Annotated in this window: 13 protein-coding genes; 4 read left to right on the top strand and 9 right to left on the bottom strand. The window is 53.4% G+C overall.

Annotation, left to right across the window (positions count from 1 at the left end; translation table 11 throughout):
* Positions 1 to 192 precede the first annotated feature (192 nt).
* The 7 genes from LGT44_RS14490 to LGT44_RS14460 form a co-directional block, all read right to left on the bottom strand.
* The gene (locus tag LGT44_RS14490; RefSeq protein WP_230331391.1) at positions 193 to 1,239 is read right to left on the bottom strand and encodes a DUF4238 domain-containing protein; all 1,047 of its coding nucleotides are present in this window, start codon (positions 1,237 to 1,239) and stop codon (positions 193 to 195) included.
* Positions 1,240 to 1,591: 352 nt separating this feature from the next.
* Entirely contained in the window at positions 1,592 to 1,858 is a 267-nt protein-coding gene (locus LGT44_RS14485; RefSeq protein WP_230331392.1) for a hypothetical protein, read from the bottom strand.
* 305 nt (positions 1,859 to 2,163) lie between these two features.
* The gene (gene guaA / locus LGT44_RS14480) at positions 2,164 to 3,744 is read right to left on the bottom strand and encodes a glutamine-hydrolyzing GMP synthase (RefSeq protein ID WP_230331393.1); all 1,581 of its coding nucleotides are present in this window, start codon (positions 3,742 to 3,744) and stop codon (positions 2,164 to 2,166) included.
* A 66-nt stretch (positions 3,745 to 3,810) separates the two neighbouring features.
* Positions 3,811 to 5,295, bottom strand: a complete 1,485-nt coding sequence (gene guaB / locus LGT44_RS14475) for an IMP dehydrogenase (protein ID WP_145470502.1) — start codon at positions 5,293 to 5,295, stop codon at positions 3,811 to 3,813.
* A 53-nt stretch (positions 5,296 to 5,348) separates the two neighbouring features.
* Complete coding sequence (locus LGT44_RS14470; protein WP_230331394.1) at positions 5,349 to 6,275, bottom strand: alpha/beta hydrolase; 927 nt, start codon at positions 6,273 to 6,275, stop codon at positions 5,349 to 5,351.
* Positions 6,263 to 8,116, bottom strand: a complete 1,854-nt coding sequence (locus tag LGT44_RS14465) for an Lnb N-terminal periplasmic domain-containing protein (protein ID WP_230331395.1) — start codon at positions 8,114 to 8,116, stop codon at positions 6,263 to 6,265. The genes LGT44_RS14470 and LGT44_RS14465 overlap by 13 nt, the downstream gene beginning before the upstream one ends.
* A gap of 155 nt (positions 8,117 to 8,271) precedes the next feature.
* Positions 8,272 to 8,745, bottom strand: coding sequence for a DUF3015 family protein (locus LGT44_RS14460; protein ID WP_145470496.1), 474 nt, complete (start codon positions 8,743 to 8,745; stop codon positions 8,272 to 8,274).
* A 175-nt stretch (positions 8,746 to 8,920) separates the two neighbouring features.
* Here LGT44_RS14460 and xseA point away from each other — a divergent pair, with 175 nt between their 5' ends.
* The 4 genes from xseA (at position 8,921) to LGT44_RS14440 (ending at position 13,028) form a co-directional block, all read left to right on the top strand.
* Positions 8,921 to 10,360 (top strand): exodeoxyribonuclease VII large subunit, encoded by a 1,440-nt coding sequence (gene xseA, locus LGT44_RS14455; RefSeq protein ID WP_145470494.1) that lies wholly within the window; start codon positions 8,921 to 8,923, stop codon positions 10,358 to 10,360.
* 278 nt (positions 10,361 to 10,638) lie between these two features.
* A complete protein-coding gene (locus LGT44_RS14450) occupies positions 10,639 to 11,529 on the top strand; it encodes a M23 family metallopeptidase (protein ID WP_230331397.1) in 891 nt (296 codons plus the stop codon).
* Positions 11,522 to 11,734: a hypothetical protein gene (locus tag LGT44_RS14445; protein WP_230331398.1), complete on the top strand. Its 213-nt coding sequence runs from the start codon at positions 11,522 to 11,524 to the stop codon at positions 11,732 to 11,734. The genes LGT44_RS14450 and LGT44_RS14445 overlap by 8 nt, the downstream gene beginning before the upstream one ends.
* A gap of 82 nt (positions 11,735 to 11,816) precedes the next feature.
* A complete protein-coding gene (locus LGT44_RS14440; RefSeq protein ID WP_230331399.1) occupies positions 11,817 to 13,028 on the top strand; it encodes an HD-GYP domain-containing protein in 1,212 nt (403 codons plus the stop codon).
* Between the two features lie 18 nt (positions 13,029 to 13,046).
* Here LGT44_RS14440 and LGT44_RS14435 read toward each other — a convergent pair whose 3' ends face one another.
* Together LGT44_RS14435 and LGT44_RS14430 are read right to left on the bottom strand one after the other, a co-directional pair.
* Positions 13,047 to 13,607, bottom strand: a complete 561-nt coding sequence (locus tag LGT44_RS14435; RefSeq protein WP_230331400.1) for an acyl-CoA thioesterase — start codon at positions 13,605 to 13,607, stop codon at positions 13,047 to 13,049.
* Positions 13,604 to 14,497 (bottom strand): acyl-CoA thioesterase, encoded by an 894-nt coding sequence (locus LGT44_RS14430; protein ID WP_145470487.1) that lies wholly within the window; start codon positions 14,495 to 14,497, stop codon positions 13,604 to 13,606. The genes LGT44_RS14435 and LGT44_RS14430 overlap by 4 nt, the downstream gene beginning before the upstream one ends.
* Between the last annotated feature and the right edge of the window lie 119 nt (positions 14,498 to 14,616).

Below are 14,616 nucleotides of genomic sequence, written 5' to 3'. Positions count from 1 at the left end.
GAATCTGACACTGTCTCAGCTGTCGATTCATTTTGCCGGGCGGTTAGACGCTCATATTGATCTGTAATTCGCTGACACAGAATTTTGAACACCCTCTAGCTGAGGGATTGTTTCTGTGAGATACAGGATTATAAGAAAGGACACCTTAACAGATTGGTTTTGGTGGTTTTTAAAACAGAGAGGCCTCCGTCATTAGATATTCCGATTACTCTGAATGTACTCGCGTTCCTTCTCGGAATTTAATTGATGCCATTCCATTAGCTCCTGATTTTCTCTCGCTAACATTTCTGGATCAACAACCCTTTTTCTTAACAAAGAGATATTATCATCTTCAATCTTAGAGAATATTTTTCGATGAGCGTTTTCAACAATGAATTTTATAATCTCTTTAGTTTGTAATTCCGACAATCTAGCATTTTTATGCATTGGTTTATCACCAATTTGCACAAACAAAGCGTGTTCAGGATCAACTGGGAGGATAATATTTCCTTTTTTAAGCCCCCAACCACCTTTTAAATCATACTGCCCATGACCATAGTAATTTACTTTGACTACTGGATTATCACTCGTGGGCCAAAAATATCCCAATGCAGGCTTCACTACACTCCATTTATGGGTATGTAGAACTTTTATTGTGTCATTCAAGACGTGCCTTATCGAGTGCAGCCAAGTACTTCTTCCTACGTATGTTTCCGCTTTGAGAACTCCAACATCAGATCCATCTTCGATTAGCGTAGAAACTTTTAATGGAAAAGGATTAGTAAGAAAATTTTTATCCATACCTTTTAGATCATCAGTATCTTTTTCATCAAGCTTTGCCTTCAAATCATTCAACACGTTCTGAAGAATTTCAGGTAGGTCCTTTTGCCACCGTTGGATATGCTCATACATTCGAGATGGAGTCCTGACATCCTGAGCAGCAAGGAACTTTATCAACACTTCCCAGTCCAAACGACTCAATCGACGCTCCATAGCCACCTTACTCAACACTTCGTTCGCTGGTGACTCAAACTCCTGATCAAGCCAGGACTCGAACTCATCAGACTCAGACCCCGAGATTATCTGTGTGTATAAATGCTTTTGATAAGCAATAGCTGACACAGAGTATCCCTTCCAAACAGGGACATTTGAATGATCAACCAGCGTTCGATAAACAAAGACTTTATGGTCAGAGTTAACCCATCTTTTCAAATAGCACTCTGGCACAAAATGATTTTTTACATGTAGCTGCTTTTTCATGACACTTTATATAACCAACACCGGCCTCATGGCCTTATTAATATTAACTCATGTATTACCGTCAACATTATTGCTCAGCTACTGACTTAGACTACTGCAGGGTTTCACGGGTAATATCCATATAGAAGAATGAGTGTGGCCTACCTTACCATTAGGGAACCTATAAATTCAGGTTCAAAAACTACCTTTGATTCTGGTCAGCTTTTGAGTCAAATCCCTGAAGAACAAGCCTTATACAACAGGCAAAAAATGCCCGATGTGCGTCCTACGAAGACCTATACTGTCGAGCATTGAGTTTTTAGTCAATGTCTTGGAGCGAACAGATTATGAGCATTCAAGTATCGTCAGGCTCTTAGCCATCGTTTCTGATCGCGGCTAAAAGCCACTCCCACAGGGGAGCGTCTGCTTTGAAATGCGGCTTCGCGTAATGGTTTTTATGCGCCTGTGGTCCGCCGCAGTGAACGATTATTTTTCTGATCCGCTGGGCATGGATGCCTAGCGAGCGCGCAGCGACAGGGATGTCGCATGGGCGCATGGTCAGAAAAATTGAGCGAACAAGGACAATTTTGACCGGATCAAAATTGAACAACCGAAGGTTGGCCCGCAGGGCGAAAGGCATGGATGCCTGAAGTCCTACGGACCACACAGTGCGAAGCTGGGGCCCGGGGAGAAGTTTCCCGGATTGGGGCGCAGGGGCTTGCCCCGCATTGGCTTAAAATCAGATACAACAGCCAGCCCGCGCAGCGACTACAACTCAGAGCACCACCGCCAAGCAGCAGGCACTACCACGCGGAGCGTGGGAGCGAGCCGGTGTGTGGGAGCGAGCCGGGAACACCACCACGCCCACCACCAAGCCACAGGCACTACCACGCGGAGCGTGGGAGCGAGCCGGTGCGTGGGAGCGAGCCGTTCAGCGAAGTGGAATTATTCCCACTCAATGGTCGCTGGCGGCTTGCTCGACACATCGTACGTCACGCGGGAAACATGCTCGATTTCGTTAATAATACGGTTCGATACTTTTTCCAGCAGTTCGTACGGCAGGTGCGCCCAACGAGCCGTCATAAAGTCGATGGTTTCTACCGCACGCAGAGCGATAACCCACTCGTAACGGCGGGCATCGCCCACCACGCCCACGGATTTCTGCGGAATAAATACCGCGAAGGCCTGGGAGGTTTTGTGGTACCAGTCGAAGTTATGCAGCTCTTCAATAAAGATGGCATCGGCTTCGCGCAGGATGTCGGCGTATTCTTTTTTCACTTCGCCGAGAATACGTACACCCAGACCCGGACCCGGGAAAGGATGACGGTAAACCATATCGTATGGCAGACCCAGTTCCAGACCGATTTTACGCACTTCGTCTTTAAACAGTTCACGCAGTGGTTCAACCAGTTCCATCTTCATATCGTCCGGCAGACCGCCAACGTTATGGTGGGATTTAATCACGTGGGCTTTACCGGTTTTGGAAGCCGCCGACTCAATTACGTCCGGATAAATCGTACCCTGGGCGAGGAAGTTTACGTCGGTCAGTTTGGTGGCTTCGGCATCGAAGACTTCGATGAATTTACCGCCAATGATCTTACGCTTGGCTTCAGGCTCAGATACGCCGGCCAGTGCATTGAGGAACAGTGCTTCGGCATCGGCACGGATAACACGTACGCCCATGTTTTTGGCGAACATATCCATAACCGCGTCGCCTTCGTTCTTACGCAGCAGGCCGTTATCAACAAACACACAGGTCAGCTGGTCGCCGATGGCTTTGTGCAGCAGCGCGGCAACCACAGAAGAGTCAACACCACCGGACAGGCCCAGCAGAACTTTCTGCGTACCCACCTGAGCGCGGACTTTTTCGATCTGGTCTTCGATGATTTTTGCTGGTGTCCACAGCGCTTCACAGCCACAGATTTCCAGTACGAAATGTTCAAGCAGACGCTTGCCCTGCAGGGTGTGGGTTACTTCCGGGTGGAACTGTACGCCGAAGAAGTTTTTCTCGGCGTGGAACATACCGGCAATCGGGCAGCTTGGCGTTGAGGCCATCAGCTCGAAACCTTCCGGCATGCGCACCACTTTGTCACCGTGGCTCATCCATACGTCAAGCAGGGCTTTACCGTTTGCAGCGTCGACATGGTCTTTGATGTCGTGCAGCAGACGGCTGTTACCTTCCACCGCAATCTGGGCGTAACCGAATTCACGGATGGTGGAGCTTTCTACCTTGCCACCCATCTGTTCGGCCATGGTCTGCATGCCGTAGCAGATACCCAGTACCGGCAGACCCATGTTGAAAACGACTTCCGGCGCGCGTGGTGAACCTTCTTCGGTAACCGACTCAGGGCCACCGGCCAGGATAATACCGGTTGGGTTGTATTCGCGGATTTCCGCTTCGTCCATATCCCAGGCACGGATTTCAGAGAAAACACCAATTTCGCGCACACGACGGGCGATCAGCTGGGTGTACTGTGAACCGAAATCCAGAATCAGGATACGTTGAGCATGAATGTCTTGAGACATAACTAATTCCCGTAAAACGAAAGCGGGGATGCAGTGCATCCCCAGAAAAATCAAAGCCCGCCGGTGTTAACCCAGACGGTAGTTTGGCGCTTCTTTGGTAATCTGCACATCGTGCACGTGGGACTCTTTCATCCCTGCGGCAGTAATACGCACAAACTGTGGTTTGGTACGCATTTCGTCGATGGTGGCACAACCGGTATAGCCCATGGAGGCACGTACGCCGCCCATCAGCTGATGCACGATATTGGTCAGCGGACCTTTAACGGCGATACGGCCTTCGATACCTTCAGGTACCAGTTTATCGGCACCGGCTTTTTTGTCCTGGAAGTAACGGTCAGAAGAACCCTGCGACTGATCCATGGCACCCAGCGAGCCCATACCACGGTAAGACTTATAAGCACGGCCCTGGAACAGTTCCACTTCACCCGGTGCCTCGTCGGTACCGGCCAGCATGGAACCAACCATAATCACGCTGGCACCGGCGGCAATGGCTTTGGCGATATCGCCGGAGAAACGGATACCACCGTCGGCAATTACCGGAATACCGTATTTTTCCATCGCTGCGGCAACGTTAGCCACGGCGGAGATCTGTGGTACGCCCACACCGGCAACGATACGGGTAGTACAGATAGAACCCGGGCCGATGCCCACTTTCACGCCGTCAACACCGACTTCAGCCAGCGCAATCGCCGCTTCGGCGGTGGCGATGTTACCGCCAATTACCTGCACCTGCGGGTAGTTTTCTTTTACCCAGCGCACACGGTCAATAACACCGGTACCAAAGGCATTGGAGGTGTGGCCGTGGGCAGTGTCCACCACGATCACGTCAACACCGGCTTTTACCAGCGCGGCAACACGCTCGTCGGTACCGGCACCGGTACCCACCGCAGCACCGACCAGCAGACGACCCTGGTCATCTTTGGCAGCGTTCGGGTAAGCACGGGCTTTATCGATATCTTTTACCGTCATCAGACCGGCCAGTTTGCCTGCAGCATTCAGCACCAGAATTTTTTCGATACGGTTAATATGCAGCAGGTCCTGTACGTCCTGGGCACTGGTGCCTTCCTGAACGGTAACCAGCTGATCTTTAGGGGTCATCACGCTGGCGACGGTGGCGTCGAGGTTTTTCTCAAAACGAACGTCACGGCTGGTCACAATACCCACCAGCTCATCGCCATCCACAACCGGCATACCGGAGATGTTGTGCAGCTGAGTCAGCTCCAGCAATTCACGGATCGTGGTGGTGCTTGGCACGGTGATAGGGTCTTTAACCACACCGCTTTCGAATTTTTTAACCTTACGGACTTCCGCGGCCTGTTCTTCGATAGTGAGGTTCTTATGTACGATACCCAGACCGCCTTCCTGTGCAATGGCAATGGCCAGACGGGCTTCGGTTACGGTATCCATGGCGGCGGAGATCAGCGGGATGTTGAGCTGAATGCCACGGGTCAGGCGGGTTTTCAGGGTAACCTGATTGGGCAGAACTTCGGAATAACCGGGAACCAGCAGCACGTCATCAAAGGTGAGTGCATCCTGAGCGATTCGCAACATAAAGTGCCTTCCAGAACGAGGGTATGGGAAAGGCGCAGCATTATAACGAAAGCTCAGGGAGCGGTAAACGCCGGACAGCGTTGAGTTTGCAGGAAACTGAAGGTCGCCTCGCGCAGATCGGCAAAGGCAAAAGAGGCAATATGGCCGCCGCGGCTGTCGAGCCAGCATAGCGCCGGTGCGGCGCTAACCTGTTCTGGGCCCTGTTGCGCACGTTGCGTGCTCATACGGGTATAAATTTCGCGCCCCTGTTTATAGGGAATCACCCGGTCATCCGCGCTGTGCATAATCAGCGTCGGGATCGTAATATCTGCCGCATAATCTTCCGGGTCCCAGTCGGTGGGTACCAGAACGGTAAAGGGCCAGATCAGCCAGCCAATCAGGTTACTGCTCATTGCATGGCGGGCAACCGCACCAAAGCCGGTAAAAGGTGCATCGAGAATCAGCGCCTGAATCTGATACTGCTGTTGCGCACGGGCAACAAAATTAATCGCCAGCGCCGCACCAATACTCTGCCCTAACACCACCAGCTGTTTATCCGGATGCTGCGTGCGCAGCCATTGTGTAGCAGCTTCGATATCCTGCAGCACATCGGGCATCAGTGCCTGCCCTTCGGAGGCACCAAAACCGCGGTAGTCCAGTGCCAGCACGCTGACGCCCTGCTGCGGCAACCAGTAAATACTGCGGCTGTGGCTGCTGATATTTTCGGCATTGCCGTGCAGATACAGCACCATAATGCCACTGTCTTCGCCCTGCGCCGGCAGCCACCAGCTGTGCAGCCGGGTGCCGTCATGGGCGCGGAGGCTAATGTCTTCGTAAGGCAGTGGCACATCGGCAGGGGTCGAGATCCAGACGGTCTGCGGATAGAAAAACAGGCCGGTGGTGGCGGTACAACCGCCCAGCATCAGCACAATAAGCAGCGCCGGTGCCAGACTAATTGGTCTGCGTAATACCCGCACCACCCGCCTCATCAGAAATACCACTGCATACCGGCGGAGACTTCACTGACACCTGCGGTGCCGGCATCAGTGGCAAACAACTGACGTTCAGCTTTTAAGCGTAACTGCAGATTCTGCCCCAGCGCATAACCACCCTCGGCACGCAGGCTGCGGCGTACGGTGTCATCACCGGTATTCAGCGGCTGCCAGTTGGCTTCGACCTGTGCCTGCACCTGCTCGTGCTGCAACAGCCAGCCAACACGCGGGCCGAAGCTGAGCTGGTAGCCATCTTCAAACTGGTTATCCGCCAGCAGCTGGGTTTCTGCCAGACCATACCAGCGCCCAAGCGCCGTCTGGTAAGCCCGGCCAAAGGCCACTTTTAAATAGCCATGCAGCTCGGCCTCAGTACCCAGAAAACGCTCGGCACCGGCGGTTACCGCCCAGGCTACCGGACGCTGAAAATAGGTCTGATGACTGAGCGACAGCACATCCACCACTTTAAAGCGTTGCAGCTTAACGCCTTCGTCTTCCCAGACACGCAGATCCCACTGCCCCATCTGAATCTGTGAGCCAGGCACAAAACCGGACGGCAGATCGAGGACGTCGTGATACGCAATACGCCAGCTCAGATCGCTGTAGGCCTGAGTCTCACCAGATGCACTCACCTGCCCGCCCCAGAGGCCAGCGCGGGAAGTGAGATGGCCCTGATCATCACGCACAGCAGGCATTGGCACATCGGCAAAATCAGCCGTCGCCGGACGTTTGGCCCGGGCTGACAACAGCGCCAGGGTACGTTTTCGCAACACCGGATTGGCCTGCTTTTTCTTGATTGCCAGATAACGGGCATAAGCGTGGCTGAGTTCCAGTGCACGCACCTGATCCTGTGCATTTAAACCGGCGATCAGGCTTTCGATATCCTCGTCGCTGTCGACCAGAGCCTGCGCCGCAGCCAGCACGTCGTCATTCACCTGAGTGCTTTTAAATTCCATATCACTGGCGGCTGAAGGACGGTATTCAGTATTTTCCACCAGGTCGTTTTGCCATAACGCGCGGATGGTATCGACCGGCACGGCTTTATAGGTAAAAGCCTCGGCCAAATCGGCGCGTTCTGAACTGGCATCGAGTAATGCCAGCAGACGATAAGAACAGTTTTCGTCAAAGAAAAAATAATCGTAATAAGTGTCTTTGGTTTCCCAGATGTGGCGCACAAACTGCGCGACTTCGGCTTCGGTAAAATTCAGCCGGTATTCCCACACATCGCGGTATTCCATGTGCTGATATTCATTGGTTTTTACGTAGTACGGCATCACCGATACCACGCCGGGGTAACCACCACTTAAACCTTTATAACTGAATACCAGTTCGTTATCGGTTGGGTCGGCATTGGCGGCAAAATTAACGCTGTAAGCCAGCAATTTGCTGCGCGAATCGTCGGCGCGGTCCATACGCACCAGCGTGTGGCCATACATCGACGACGGAGAATTAATATGGGAAGCCGGAAAAATAAGCGTTAAGGCATGGGCATCGAGTTCGTCACGCCATTCTTCAAATGCCGGGCAGCGCTGATCGGTAAATGTCACGTCCGGCAATTGTTGTTTTAACCAATGATAACGTGCAGGAAACTGACACTGCGCCGATTTATCATCCGCCTGATTAGTTTGTAAAAAAGCATTCAGGTCAGCTTTTAATTCTGCCGCCGGATCTTCTTTGCCATCGGCAGCCAGAAAAAATTCCGGGCTGTCATTCTGACTCAGATGACGTCCTTTAAGCGGGTGAAGACGATAATGCAGTAAATGCGCCCATTGTGGTTTTTCAGCCAATGCTTGCAATGCGTCATCGTCTGGCAGAGATGTTGCTCCAGCACGCGCTGCGAACGATGCAGCCATTAAAAATCCACAAAGCCCCAGTATCCCTGACCAGCGCATAGCGTTATCTCTCCTTCTTTTTTAATGCATAAAATTCAGACAATAAAAAAGCGCGCCGGGGCGCGCTTTTTTATCAGGGCCTGTTTACTCAGAGTGAACAGTCCCCAATACCGGAATTAACCCAGGTATTTCTGCAGAGCAGCGTCTTGTGCCATTGCAGAAGTCATAGCTTCATAAGCAGTAGCAGAAGTAGCGTCAGCGTTGAACATGCTGTCGAAGTTAGACTGCATGGTGCGGTTAAAAGCAGCAGCGTCCTGAGCTTCAACACCGATTACTTCAGCCAGAGCAGCCAGAGTTTCGCCCTGACCTTTAGCAGCGTCCAGAGCCAGCTGGTCCATGTTGTCTTCCATGAACGCCTGAGCCAGTTTCAGAGGGCCGTTAGCGCCTTCACAACCCAGAGTACCGGAAGTCATACCGAAAGTCTGGTTACCGGAAGTACCGTTGGTGGTAGCAGCCAGTACGTGCTCGTGCCATTCGTTAGCATCTGGGAATACAACAGCTGAGCCCAGACCACAACCAGCGTATGGGTTAGCGGCAAACGCCAGAGTGGAAGAAGAAACCAGAATTGCACCTGCGATAAACTTTTTCATGGGCTATATCCTTGTGTCAGCCTATTTAAAATTTGATTCAGCTTGCGCTGAAGGCGTTAACACTAGCGCGTTATAACCATTCTGTCTATGCCATCAATAAGGATAAAAGTTTAATAGTGAACCCGCGCACATCCTTGATACACAAAAGAAAATCTCTGGCCAATACGGTCTGAGCATGGCAACCTCTGAACACATCTTACAACCGATATCTTTCACTTTTGTGCAAGCCACCAATATTTTCACCGTCAGCCAGCTGAACCAGCGTGCCAAACAATTACTGGAAGTTTCTTTCGCCAATGTCCGCGTTGAAGGAGAAATTTCGAATCTGTCACGTCCGTCTTCCGGCCACTGGTACTTCACCTTAAAAGACAGTGGCGCTCAGGTGCGTTGTGCCATGTTCCGCTCGCGCACCGCCCTGCTGAAATTTATGCCAAAAGAAGGCGATAAAGTTGAGCTGCGCGCCAAAGTCAGCCTGTATGAGAACCGTGGTGACTACCAGCTGATCGTGGATGCGATGAAACCCGCTGGCGAAGGTGCTCTGCTGCTGGCGTTTCAGCAGTTAAAAGATCGCCTGGCCATGGCCGGACTGTTTGATGACAAATACAAACAGCCCATGCCCTCAGTACGCCGGGTTGGCATTATCACCTCCCCGACCGGTGCTGCCATTCATGACATGCTGACGGTCTTCCGCCGTCGCTGCCCGACGATTGAGATTGATATTTACCCGACCCCGGTACAGGGACGTGACGCCACGGCACACATCGTTGCCGCCATTGAGCGTGCCAACCGCGACAATAATGTCGATGTGTTAATCGTTGGCCGCGGTGGTGGTTCTCTCGAAGATCTGTGGTGTTTTAACGAAGAAGCCGTGGCCTGGGCCATTCACCATTCGCGCCTGCCCATTGTCAGCGCCGTTGGCCATGAAGTGGACTTTACCATTGCCGACTTTGTCGCCGATGTCAGAGCACCAACTCCGTCAGCCGCCGCCGAGCTGCTCAGTCCGGATCAGAGCCAGCAGATTCGTCAGATCCAGCTGATCCACCAGCGCCTGCAGCGTGGAATGCAACGACAGTTGCAGCAGCAACAGCAGCGTTTGCTGCGTATTCAGCAACGTCTGCGCGCACCGGGCCGCCTGTTGCAAAACCGTGCGCAACATCTCGACCAGCTGGAGATCCGTCTGCAACGGGCACAGCAACAGGATCTGCAGCAGCGTTATCACCGCCTGCAGAAGCTGCAGCAGGCACTGGTGCATCAGCACCCGCAACGCCTGTTGCGTGAACGCCAGCAACAGGTCGCATTACTGGAAAAACAATTTACCCGCCTGATTCAGCAACGGCTGACCCAGCGCCAGCAGCAACTGGCCGCCCAGGCGCATTTGCTGAACAGCCTGAGTCCGTTGAACGTTCTTGGCCGTGGTTACTCTATTACCCAGCAAACCGATGGCCGTGTGGTGCAGCAGGCCAGTGAGATTGCTGCAGGCCAGCGCATCCATAGTCGCTTACACAGTGGCTGGCTGGAGTCGGAAGTGATCGCCGTGCATACCGACAGTGCCGTGCCACAGCCAGAAGGCGCGAAAAAACCGCGCACGCGGAAATCCACTCCAAGGGCCTGTTAACACTAAGTGAATCGGGCCTGCTGAGAGCCAGTTTTTCTCAGAACTAAGGAGAGAGGAGTGATATTAGCGGGCTAAATGAATGACGAACGACGACGTTAATGGGGAAAACGGGCCTCAGCCCGAAGGGTTATGGCTAAAAATTCCTCATTCTGCGTTGCTGTTCGTTCGCTTAACCCGTTAGGCCACACTCTCAGCGCCTTGTTTGAGAATTTTTTAGCCGATAACAGGCCTGTTTAATTAGTGTTAACAGGCCCTAGAAAAAACCAGCGAGGATTAACATGGCCGAACTCTTTCACAGCATGATGCAGTTTATCGTCTCGCTGTTCGCCGCCGGTTCGATCCAGAGCGCCACCCCGGTTCCTGCCGAAGGGCCCCTGCCGTTACAACAGAGTATTCCCGGCGGCCTGACGGTGATTCCTGTCGGCTATGGCATTCAGCCACCGCAGGTAAGCTTCAATCAACAGAATGTGATGGTCATCCGCCCGGACGAGCAAAAACCCTGGCTGGCCATGGTTGGTATTCCACTCAGTCAGCAGCCCGGCGAAGCCAGCATCAAAGCCGGCAATAAAAACATCCGTTTTACCGTTAATGACCACGCCTACCCTGAACAGCATCTGACGGTTAAAAAGAAGCATGTGAACCCCAGCGCCGCAGAGCTGGCGCGTATCCGCAAAGAACAGGCACGGATGGCGGCGGTTTATACCAGCTTCAGCCCGGCACGCCCGTGGCAGCCTATGGCCTGGCCCATTCGTGGCGATATGAGCAGCGCCTTTGGCCTGAAACGCTTTTTTAACGGTGAACAGCGCAACCCACACAGTGGGCTGGATATTGCTGCAACAACCGGCACGCCCATTCTGGCGCCAGCCGATGGCAAAGTAGTGCTGACCGGTAATTTCTTTTTTAACGGTAACAGCGTCTTTATCGACCATGGTCAGGGGCTGATCAGCATGTTCTGCCATATGAGCGTTATTGAGGTTAAAGAAGGCGAAGAGATTATTGCCGGTGAACGCCTTGGTCAGGTCGGAGCAACCGGCCGCGCCACCGGCCCTCATCTGCACTGGACAGTCAGCCTGAACAACGCCCGTATTAATCCGTTGCTGCTGATTTCTCCTCTGCAGGGTGGCAAAATTCTGTCAGCCACCGGACAAACAGGAGCTGCACATGAGTGATAAAAAACACCCCGGCACCGCTGGTTTACTGCCGGTTAAAGGCAGCGGCTGTGGCATCCGTCCCGACCCCGATGCACTGAATGACGATACCGGCTTTGATTTCAGTGCCGCCCGCAAATTACTGCAGCAACAGGATGAGCGCACCACGACCACTCCCGCTGAAGAAAGCAGCAGCAATCCAGACATATCATCGCCGGTAAAATAGGCCGGCAATTACACCTTCCGATAAGACCGCCGACAGACGATCAGTGTCTATACTCAGAAAAGCCCTTTTCTGAAAGTCCGTTATGATCAAAAAAATCTCCGTCGACCAGCTCAAGCCAGACATGTATGTCTCAGACCTGAACTGCGACTGGATTCCTCACCATAACTACCAGAAAGAAGGTCGCATTCCCGACCAGAGCATTGTCGACGAAATCCGTCGCCGTGGTATCCGCGAAGTGTATATCGACACCAGTCGCGGTCTGGATGTCGGCGATAATGCTCTGACCGCCGCCGAAGTGGAGCGTGCCAACCAGCAGGCACTGGACAAAGCAGCCACCCTGAAACCCGATCAGAAAGCCCGCAACGGTGTGCAGGAAGAGCTGCTGAAAGCGAATAAAATCCATACCCAGGCCAAAGGTCTGGTCAGCAATGTACTGAAAGATGTGAAGCTTGGCCGCGCCATCGATGTAGAAGCCTTCGACCGTCTGGCCGATGGTATGGTCGATTCGGTGCTGCGTAATCACAACGCCCTCGCCTGCCTTGGCCGTATCCGCGAAAAAGACAATTACCTGCTTGAACACTCCATCAATCTCGCCGTTCTGATGGGCATCTTTGCCAAAAGCCTGAAGATTGACCGCGAGACCATGCACCAGGCGGTGGTTGGCGCCATGCTGCATGATATCGGCAAAGTGATGATCCCCGACGAGGTACTGCATAAACCCGGTAAACTGAACGACGATGAATTCGCCATTATGCGCAACCACGTGGTATTCAGCCGCGAGCTGCTGAAAAAGACACCGGGGGTGAGCGAGCTGACCATTAAAGTCGCCGCCCAGCACCACGAGCGTATTGATGGCAGCGGCTACCCGGACGGCCTGCACGACTGCGATATCTGCCGCGAAGGAAAGATGTGCGCCATTGCCGATGTGTACGATGCCATCACCGCCGACCGCGTGTATCACAAAGGCTTGCCACCAACGATGGCGCTGAAAAAACTGCTCGAATGGAGCGGCACCCATCTTGATCAGACACTGGTGCACCGTTTTATCCGCTCAATGGGCATTTATCCGGTGGGCTCGCTGGTGAAGCTGAAAAGTCAGCGGCTGGCGGTGGTGATTGAAGCCTCCGAAACCGATCAGCGCCTGCCATTGGTAAAGGTTATTTATAACACCAGCAGTCAGCGTTATCTGCCGGTTGAGATCATCGATCTGAGCAAACCGACCACTCAGGACGAAATACTGCAGGCCGTAGACCCGGCCCGCTTTGGTATCCGCCTGAACGACTTTATCGCCTGAAACAGAACCCACACAGCATCAGCTGCTGCGTTCTTCTTCCGCCTGCCGTTTGGCTCCCAGCAATTCGATTTTGGCCAGCACCTCAAGCGGTGCCGGCGGCGCTTCCTGCAACTCATCCGGCTCATTTTTCAGACGCGCGACGGCCTGCAGCATGCTAGCCAGCGAGCGCACCCGGCCGCCCTTCAGCACCGCAATGCGCGCCAGCGCTTTAGCATGTAAACGGCCATCGACCAGAAAGCGGTGCTCCATATAGAAATACTTACGGTCCCAGTGCAGCACCCGGCTTTCCACATCCACCAGCGCCAGCGGTTTGATCTCACGCACAAAGGTTAAAGTCTGGCTGGCCAATACCGAGCGCCAGCCCTTGCGCACAAATAATGGGCCGGTGCCCAGGCGCAGAAAAAACTCGGTGCGCGCCAGATCCAGCCAGGCCGGATAACGGGTATTGGTTAAATGCAGGTTCAGGTCACAATCCCAGGGCAAGACGCGGAAACGGGTATGAAATACATCCAGCGCCGTTGCCGGTCTGGCCCAGGGACGGCGGGCAAACATCAGGGTCGAGCGCAACATCTGGCTCATGCTTTGCTTTCACCGGATTTGGCGTTCAGATCAATCTTGCGCATCAGACCTTCCTGCGCCACCGAAGCCACCAGCTCGCCCTGCTGGTTAAACAGCTGACCGCGACAGAAGCCACGCGCACCACCGGCATTGGGGCTGTCGATGGCATACAGCAGCCATTCATCCATACGCAGCGGACGGTGGAACCAGACGCTGTGGTCCAGGCTGGCCACCTGCATGTCTTTCTGCGATACCGATACCGCATGCGGGTGCAGCGCGGTGGTAATCAGATTGAAGTCGGAGGCATAAGCCAGCATGGTGGCGTGCACATTGGGGTTATCGCCCATGGGCGCATCGGCCTTCATCCAGGCGTATTTCACCGGCTCTTTTTTCTGTGGCGCAAAAATATTCACCGGGTCGAGCACGCGGATTTCAATCGGCTGGTCGGCGGTGTAAATATCGCGAACCCGCTCCGGGAAGTAATCGCGGAACATACGCGCCAGTTCCAGCTGCGACGGAATGCCTTCCGGGCCTTTGATATCGGGCATCGGATTCTGATGCTCAAAGCCCGCTTCCGGATGCTGGAACGAGCACATCATGGTCAGAATCGCCTTACCGTTCTGGCTGGCTTTTACCTGCCGGGTGGCAAAACTGCGGCCATCGCGCAGTACATCCACTTCAAATTCAACGCTGTCGGTCACTGTACCGGGACGCAGAAAATAAGCATGCAGTGAGTGTGGAGCCCAATCGCCCTCAGTCAGCGTCTGAATGGCTGCCGATAAACTCTGCCCCAGCACCTGACCGCCGAACAAATTACGGAAGCCCAGATCCTGGCTCTGACCACGGAAACGATTTACGCCAATGGCTTCCAGCTTTAACAGCTCAATCAATTCTGCCAATACATTGCTCATACTAAACCCTGCCTTAACGGGCGGACGCGGGCGGATGTTGCTGCCATGACGCCACCTTTTCTTATTAAAATCATCGCTGGCGGGCGCTGTTGACCGGCCTGACCAGCTTTTTCTGTTTG

Source organism: Thalassolituus alkanivorans, assembly GCF_020447205.1.
GTDB classification, from domain to species: domain Bacteria; phylum Pseudomonadota; class Gammaproteobacteria; order Pseudomonadales; family Oceanobacteraceae; genus Venatoribacter; species Venatoribacter alkanivorans.
This window is presented reverse-complemented; position numbering and strand designations above follow the sequence as displayed.

Bases quoted from the DNA above. Each gene is read 5' to 3' on its own strand.
- LGT44_RS14490 (WP_230331391.1), bottom strand. From the start codon at position 1,239: ATGAAAAAGCAGCTACATGTAAAAAATCATTTTGTGCCAGAGTGCTAT.
- LGT44_RS14485 (WP_230331392.1), bottom strand. From the start codon at position 1,858: ATGCCTTTCGCCCTGCGGGCCAACCTTCGGTTGTTCAATTTTGATCCG.
- guaA (WP_230331393.1), bottom strand. From the start codon at position 3,744: ATGTCTCAAGACATTCATGCTCAACGTATCCTGATTCTGGATTTCGGT.
- guaB (WP_145470502.1), bottom strand. From the start codon at position 5,295: ATGTTGCGAATCGCTCAGGATGCACTCACCTTTGATGACGTGCTGCTG.
- LGT44_RS14465 (WP_230331395.1), bottom strand. From the start codon at position 8,116: ATGGCTGCATCGTTCGCAGCGCGTGCTGGAGCAACATCTCTGCCAGAC.
- LGT44_RS14460 (WP_145470496.1), bottom strand. From the start codon at position 8,745: ATGAAAAAGTTTATCGCAGGTGCAATTCTGGTTTCTTCTTCCACTCTG.
- xseA (WP_145470494.1), top strand. From the start codon at position 8,921: ATGGCAACCTCTGAACACATCTTACAACCGATATCTTTCACTTTTGTG.
- LGT44_RS14450 (WP_230331397.1), top strand. From the start codon at position 10,639: ATGGCCGAACTCTTTCACAGCATGATGCAGTTTATCGTCTCGCTGTTC.
- LGT44_RS14445 (WP_230331398.1), top strand. From the start codon at position 11,522: ATGAGTGATAAAAAACACCCCGGCACCGCTGGTTTACTGCCGGTTAAA.
- LGT44_RS14440 (WP_230331399.1), top strand. From the start codon at position 11,817: ATGATCAAAAAAATCTCCGTCGACCAGCTCAAGCCAGACATGTATGTC.
- LGT44_RS14435 (WP_230331400.1), bottom strand. From the start codon at position 13,607: ATGAGCCAGATGTTGCGCTCGACCCTGATGTTTGCCCGCCGTCCCTGG.
- LGT44_RS14430 (WP_145470487.1), bottom strand. From the start codon at position 14,497: ATGAGCAATGTATTGGCAGAATTGATTGAGCTGTTAAAGCTGGAAGCC.